This is a genomic window from Kribbella albertanoniae (assembly GCF_004348455.1).
In the GTDB taxonomy this organism is placed as follows: Bacteria; Actinomycetota; Actinomycetes; order Propionibacteriales; family Kribbellaceae; genus Kribbella; species Kribbella albertanoniae.
The window spans coordinates 1-7,011 of record NZ_SMKA01000371.1 but is presented as its reverse complement, the minus strand read 5'-3'; the positions used below and the strand labels follow the sequence as shown (position 1 = coordinate 7,011).

At 67.3% G+C, this 7,011-nt stretch carries 5 protein-coding genes; 2 read left to right on the top strand and 3 right to left on the bottom strand.

What is annotated here, in order from left to right:
- Positions 1-359: 359 nt before the first annotated feature.
- The 3 genes from E1261_RS41720 to E1261_RS41710 form a co-directional block, all read right to left on the bottom strand.
- Positions 360-974, bottom strand: coding sequence for a class I SAM-dependent methyltransferase (locus tag E1261_RS41720; RefSeq protein ID WP_132415314.1), 615 nt, complete (start codon positions 972-974; stop codon positions 360-362).
- 54 nt (positions 975-1,028) lie between these two features.
- Positions 1,029-3,119, bottom strand: a complete 2,091-nt coding sequence (locus tag E1261_RS41715; protein ID WP_132415312.1) for a spermine/spermidine synthase domain-containing protein — start codon at positions 3,117-3,119, stop codon at positions 1,029-1,031.
- Positions 3,120-3,208: 89 nt separating this feature from the next.
- Entirely contained in the window at positions 3,209-4,033 is an 825-nt protein-coding gene (locus E1261_RS41710; protein WP_238176780.1) for a S1 family peptidase, read from the bottom strand.
- A 292-nt stretch (positions 4,034-4,325) separates the two neighbouring features.
- Here E1261_RS41710 and E1261_RS41705 point away from each other — a divergent pair, with 292 nt between their 5' ends.
- Together E1261_RS41705 and E1261_RS41700 are read left to right on the top strand one after the other, a co-directional pair.
- Positions 4,326-5,792: an LCP family protein gene (locus E1261_RS41705; RefSeq protein WP_132415308.1), complete on the top strand. Its 1,467-nt coding sequence runs from the start codon at positions 4,326-4,328 to the stop codon at positions 5,790-5,792.
- Positions 5,793-5,804: 12 nt separating this feature from the next.
- A complete protein-coding gene (locus tag E1261_RS41700; RefSeq protein WP_202875439.1) occupies positions 5,805-6,803 on the top strand; it encodes a glycosyltransferase family 2 protein in 999 nt (332 codons plus the stop codon).
- Positions 6,804-7,011 lie beyond the last annotated feature (208 nt).

Here is a 7,011-nt window from a genome sequence, read left to right as displayed (position 1 = left end):
AAACGGGCCGATCCCGTACCACCCGCCCAGTACGGCGCCGCTCGCGAACCGCCAGGCCATCACAATCGACCGAACCGCCGTCCGCCAAGCGGTGAGCGGGCGCGCCCACGCAATTGTGATGGCGCGGGCGTCCACCCGAAAGTCCTCGGCCGAGGCAGCACGCCGCGCGACAGAGCGCCGTACCCGCAACGTCCGAACAACCGGAGGGCCCGCCTCCGGCTGTTCGGACGTTAATCGCTGCTCCGAGCTAACGTCCGAAGGATCGGAGGGCCCGCCTCCGGTTCTTCGGACGTTGTGGCGGGTAGGACGGCGCACCACCCACGCCGGGAATATTCACGCAGGTGGGGGCGCGCAACGGACTAGGGGGTGAGGGTGGCTAGCCAGTAGTGGGTGAGGTTGGTCCAGCGGACGGTGGCTGGGGTGACGTCGGTGGTGAGCTGGGCCTCGGTGGGGAAGTTCTTGAGTACGTCGAACTCGCGGCCATCGTCGAGGCGGCGGCACTGGTAGGTATCGCCGTCGGGGGTTGTCCGGGTGATCGGCGAGCTGCTGCCCTCGACGTACCGGTTGTCGGCGAGAATCACCAGCTCGGCGCGGTCCAGCAGGGCGCGCGCGAATCGCCGTACGGCGGCTCGCGGGACGTGCGACCAGAAGAAGCCGGCGAAGATCACCTCAAACTCTCCCGGGACCGCCGTGAGGTCGAAGGCGTCCGCCGTGGCGAACGTGACTTCGCCGGCGTAGGAGCGGGTGCGGGCGATCGCCAGCGTCGATTCGTTCAGATCGGTCGCAACCACCGACCGTGCAGACGAAGCGAGCGCCGTCGTCCAGTGGCCGGTGCCGCAGGCGATCTCCAGGACCGCACGCCCCGCAACGAGCGACGGCAGGAGGCCTCGCAACGTGGCGAGGTCCTCCTGCCGTTCAGGCTTCTCGTAGATCTTGTCGTACTCCGCCGCCCGCTCACGGTAGTACTCCTCCATGGTCGCTCCTTCCTCCGCGGAGGTCCGAGCGACCCAGACATCAGAACCTAGCAGCTAGGTTCCGATCACCGCCTTGGATTTGGGGCGGAGGAGGAAGGCGCCCAGGTACAAGGCTGCGGCGATGATCAGGAGGCCGTGGAAGCCGATGATCAGGGCTGCGTACTCGAGGCAGCCGCCGAGCATGGCGCCCAGCAGGTTGGCGCCGAAGGAGGCGGTGCCGTCGGCGGTGTCGGTGAAGCGTTTGGCGAAGATGACGTTGGCGGCGAAGATCGGGGTGAAGGCGATGATCACCGCGACCAGAGCGCGCAGGCCGATCGGCATCGAGAGCAGCCAGTCGTCGGGGAAGATCCAGGACACGACGAGCCCGCCGAACAGGATCGCGTACATCACCTTCGTGGGTGGTGTTCGGAAGCGTCTGGTGACTTCGACCGCGGCCAGCACCGCCACGAGCACTCCGGCGAAGACGATCGCGTTCACGACCCACGTCGTACCGAAGAGCAACGCGAAGCCGGTGATGCTCTTGGTTTCCAGGAGCATGAAGCCGGCGCCGAGCAAGAAGAGGTCGGTGTACGGGCGCATGCGCTTGTACGACGATCCGCCGCCGGCGATGCCTACCCCGACGATGCCCGCGACCAGGATCAGCCCGAGGGTGACCAGGTAGAGGGACGGGATGCGGTCGGTGAACAGGTACAGGAACGGGCGGTTGTCGGTGGCCGGCGGCGGGGTGATCGACGACGCGCCGGCCCACTCGGCCTGGCAGTTCTGGTCGGCGGAGGTGAGACCGACGGTGACGACGGCCTGCTGCAGGGAGTCACCGACCTTGTCCACGCAGGGTTTGTGGCCGAAGGCCTTCTCGGCGGTCAGGGCGAGACGGTCGATCAGCCAGGTCTCGCGGTAGTAGTTGTACATCGCGAACGCGCCACCCGGGTTCAGGTGGTCACGTGCCGACTCGAACGCCTGCTGGGTGAACAGGTAGCTCTCCAGCCGCAGCGAGCTCGCACCGTTGACCAGGGTCAGCGAGTCGGGCAGCGCCAGCAGGATCAGGTCGTACTTCTTGTCGGTCCGGGACAGGAACGCCCGCCCGTCGTCGATGTGCGACGACACCCGCGGGTCCTGGTACGGACGGTCCGGGTGCAGCGCCTTGCCGATGTCGCGGATCTCCGGGTCGATCTCGACCGCGTCCACGTGCTCCGCGCCCTTCTTCAGCGCGATCGCGACATCCGACCCCGAGCCCGCCCCGATGATCAGGACGTTCTTCGGTGCCTTACCGACGTTCGCCCGCGTGTAGGGCAGCCCGTACTGCGGCTCCCACTGCAGCCGGGAATCCGTCGGGATCGCCTGCTGATGCGGCACGCCGTTGACCGTGATCGTCAGCAGCGGCACACCCTCGAACGAGCTCTTGGCAGTCTGCACCTTGTAGTACGGCGACCAGCTGTTCTCCGACTTGGTCGACTCGTTGAACAGCACCCCGACCATCACCAGCAGCGGCACCAGCACCATCGCGGCACTCAGTACGGCGGCCACCAGCGGCTGGGCCGCCACGCCTCGGGCCCGTGGAATCATCAACCCGGCAAAGACGATCGTGACGATCAGCCCCCACCAGATCGGCGGCGCCCCCAGGAACGACAGGGCCGTGAAGCTGACGATGCCGATCAGCGATCCGACCAAGTCGAACCTGTACGCCGTCAGTCGCGGCAGCTCGGTGAAGCAGCGGCCGACGAGCTCCGCCGGACCGGCGAGCACCACGGCCGCGGCGATGAAGACGATCGGCAGGATCACCCAGACCGGCGGACCGGTCGTGTTGAGGCTGGTGAAGTAGATGACGCTCGACGAGGAGCCGCGGTTGACCGTGACGGGTTTCCACGCGATCACCAGGACCAGCAGGCCGAGCATCAGCGGCGAGTAGTACGGCAACCGCTTGGCCCGGCCGGAGCGCAGGATGCCGATCCCGATTCCGAGGAAGGAACCGAGCAGCACGAAGTTCGAGAAGTAGCTGAGATGGACGACGTTCGAGCCGGTCCAGCGAATCAGCGCGAGCTCGGTGAACAGCATCAGCGCGCTGGCCGCCACCAGCCGGGTCCGGACCCCGAAGGGGCTCGGCCAGTTCGTTGTCGTGACCTGTTCCGTGGAGGAGTCGACTGCCATGTGGCGCGACGTTACCCGAATCACAGTGCGCTACGTCACCCCCGTCCCGTCTCTGGTGACCAACCACCAGAGACGGGTGGGGAATCGGCCTACTTGGCGAGGAGGCAGCCGGCCTTGGTGAGGTCGATGGTGCGGGTGGCGGACAGGCAGGTGTAGAACCACCACGTCTGCTGGCCGTACGCCGCTCCCTGGTCGACCGTGATGTTGCCCGCGGCGTCGACCTCGCACGGGTTGTTCATCGTGCAGCGCTCACCGTCCTCGTTACCGGTGTTGTTGACGCCGATGACCTGGCCGGTCGAGGTGCTGACGATCGGCGAACCCGACGTACCGCCGATGGTCTCGCAACCCGGCTGGCGGTACTTGATCGAGCTCTCCATCGTCCAACTGGCTTCCCGGAGCTTGAAGATCGTCGCCTGCACCGAGCAGGTGTAGATGCGCTTCCAGTAGCCGGAGACGACGGCCATCCCGGCGCCGGCGGCCGGTGCGGACTGGGAGAGCGTCAGCGCCGGGACACCCAACCGGGACTGGATCGCGGCGTACGTCTCGGTGAGCCGGTACAGCGTGACGTCGGTCTTGGTCATCGTCGCGTACAGGACCCGGTTGGCCCGGACGGTACCGGCGTTGCTCCCGCTCGGCCGCAGCAGCGTGAACGAACGGCTGGACGCGCGGTCCTTGATGACGACGCCCGCGCCGGGCATGCCGCCTTCGTAGCAGTGACCGTTGGTGAGAATCAGCGCCGGATCGGTGGACACCGACGACGCGAACCGGACCAGCGATCCGGAACAGTTACTGAGCGCAGCGATCCCGGTGAAGTCGCCGCCGGGTGCCCGGACAGCAGTGGGAGCAGGAGCGGGGGCGGGCGCCGCCTGCGCAGCACTGAGACCGGTCAAAGTGATCGCTGTGGCCGCAGCCACCGCAAAAAGGGGACGGAACAGTTTCATGGGGGGCGGTTCCTCACTGTCGATTTGGGCACCCACCAGGTAACCGGATCTCAGCCCCCGAACACCATCACAACCGTGTGAATCTGCATGATCACAGGGTGTACGCAGGGGTTTTCCTGCGCTCTGTGCCTGCCCTGCTACTCTTCGTCCTCGGACCCGCTCCGGCTCGAACCATCCCGTCCTCCGGCACGTCGTACCAACTGACCGCCAGGACGACACGGTACGGTCGGCAACAGCCCGCCCGAGCCGAGAACGGAAGGACCTCATGCCGCAGGAGAAAGCAGACCTGCGCAACCTCAGCGAGCCGGTGCGGTTCAAGCGGGCCCTGGCACTGCTGTTGATGACCCTCGTGCTGCCGGGGTCGGCGCAGATCGTGGCAGGTAGCAAACGCGCCGGGCGCTGGGCCTGGCGGATCGTCGCGGGAATCCTCGCGATCGTCGTCTTCCTCGTCGTACTGGGGCTGATCTGGCGCTCCGGGACCATCAACCTGCTCGCCCGCCCGGGCACGCTGCGGGTCGTCCAGGTGCTGCTGATCCTGCTGGCGATCGGCTGGGCCGCGTTGTTCGTGGACGCGTACCGGATCGCCCAGCCGATGATGCTGGAGCGCAACCACCGGCTGGCGACCAGCGTCCTGGACGCCGTCCTGGTGTTCGTCGTCGCCGGTGCGCTGATCTGGGCCAGCTCGTTCGTGAACACGCAGCGCGACTTCGTGGCCAGCGTCTTCGGCAGCGGCCAGAAGTCGAAGGCCGAGGCCGGCCGCTACAACGTGCTGCTGATGGGCGGTGACTCCGGTGCGGACCGGATCGGCACCCGGCCGGACAGCATGACCGTGGCCAGTATCGACGCGGACACCGGCCGGACCGTCCTGATCGGCCTGCCCCGCAACCTGGCCAAGGTCCCGTTCCCCGCCGGTACGGCGATGGCCAAGCAGTTCCCGAACGGTTTCGTCTGGAAGGGCTGCGAAGCGCAGTGCCTGCTGAACGCGGTCTACACCTACGCGGCCGAGCATAAGAACCTGTTCCCGGGCGACCCGAACCCCGGTGAAACCGCGACCACGCAGGCGGTCGCGGCGGTCACCGGGCTGAAGATCAACTACTTCGTGCTGATCGACCTGGCCGGCTTCCGCGACCTGCTGAACGCGGTCGGCGGGATCACCCTGGACATCGGCAAGCGGGTCCCGATCGGTGGCGGCACCTCGCCGATCAAGGGCTACATCGAGGCCGGCAAGAACCAGCACCTGGACGGGTACCACGCGCTCTGGTTCGCCCGGTCCCGGGCCGAGTCGTCGGACTACGAGCGGATGACGCGGCAGAAGTGCGTGATGTCTGCGATGCTGAACCAGCTGTCCCCGCAGACCGTGCTGACCAAGTTCCAGGGCATCGCGGCGGCCAGCAAACAAGTGGTCAAGACCAGCATCCCGGCCGGTGAGCTGGGCACCTTCACCGACCTTGCGCTGGACGCGAAGAAGCTGCCGGTGTCAAGCTTCTCCGCGGTCCCCCCGTTGATCCAGACCGGCAACCCGGACTTCGACCTGATCCGTACCAAGGTGGCCCAGGCGATCAGTAAGTCGGAAGCGCTGGACAAGGCCGCCTCCGAAGGAGACGGTAAGACCGGCGATACTCCGAAGAGCACCGCTACCAAGAAGCCGAGTACGCCGGCGAAGAAGCCGACGAACTCACCGACCAAACCCGCCAACGACGTCGATGACGTCGCTTCGATCTGTAAGGCCTGACCTGATATGCCGTTGTCCTCCTGGCCGCCCGTTTCCGTCGTGATGCCCGTGCTGAACGAGGAACGCCACCTCGAAGAGGCTGTCGGGCGCGTGCTCGACCAGAACTATCCCGGTGAGCTCGAGGTCGTGCTCGCCATCGGCCCGAGCAAGGACCGGACCCAGGAGATCGCGGACAAGCTTGCCGACCGCGACCGCCGGATCAGCATCATCGCGAACCCGACCGGCAAGACCCCGGCCGCGCTGAACGTCGGGATCGCGCACGCGAAGCACGACATCCTGGTCCGGGTCGACGGCCACGGCGCTCTCACCGACGGGTACATCACCCGCGCGGTCGAGGTGCTGGACGAGAGCGGCGCGGACAACGTCGGCGGCGTGATGGCGGCCGAGGGCCGGACCCCGACCGAGATGGCGGTCGCCTGTGCGTACCGCTCGCGGCTGGGGCTTGGCGCATCGACGTTCCACCAGGGTGGCAAGGCCGGTCCGGCGGACACCGTGTACCTCGGGGTCTTCCGCCGTACGGCGCTCGAGCGGGTCGGCGGCTTCGACGAGACCATGCACCGCGCCCAGGACTGGGAGCTGAACTACCGGATCCGCAAGACCGGCGGACTGATCTGGTTCAGCCCGGACCTGTCGGTCACCTACCGGCCGCGGTCCTCGCTGTCCGCGGTCGCCAAGCAGTTCTTCCACACCGGCCAGTGGCGCCGCGAGGTGATCCGCCGGCACCCCGAGACCGCGAGCAAGCGCTACCTCGCCCCGCCGGTCGCCGTGATCAGCATCGTCCTCGGCACCATCCTCGGCATCATCGGCCTGGCCACCGGCAACGCCTGGCTCGACCTGGGCTTCCTGGCCCCGCTCGGCTACGGCCTGCTGCTCCTGTTCGGCTCAGCCGTCGAGGGCCGCTACCTGCCCTGGAAGGCCCTGGCCCAGATGCCCCTCATCTGCGCCACCATGCACATGTCCTGGGGCCTAGGCTTCCTCATCGGCCTCCGCGAAAAGCCCCGCACCGTCTAACCCCGCACCGTCTAACCCCGCATCGTCTGACCCCGCCTGCCCTGCCCGGCTGCGTCCGGCTGCGGTTCATTTCAACGGATATCCCCTGAAATGGCCCCTTCTCCCCTCGAAATTTCAGGGGAGAAGGAGCAGCTTCAGGGGATATCCGTTCAAATTGCCACGGGGCGTGACGCGCGTGGGGCCGGGGCGGTGCGGGTCGGTGCCGCGC

Coding starts and splice junctions, on each gene's coding strand:
- E1261_RS41720 (WP_132415314.1), bottom strand. CDS start 974: ATGGAGGAGTACTACCGTGAGCGGGCGGCGGAGTACGACAAGATCTAC.
- E1261_RS41715 (WP_132415312.1), bottom strand. CDS start 3,119: ATGGCAGTCGACTCCTCCACGGAACAGGTCACGACAACGAACTGGCCG.
- E1261_RS41705 (WP_132415308.1), top strand. CDS start 4,326: ATGCCGCAGGAGAAAGCAGACCTGCGCAACCTCAGCGAGCCGGTGCGG.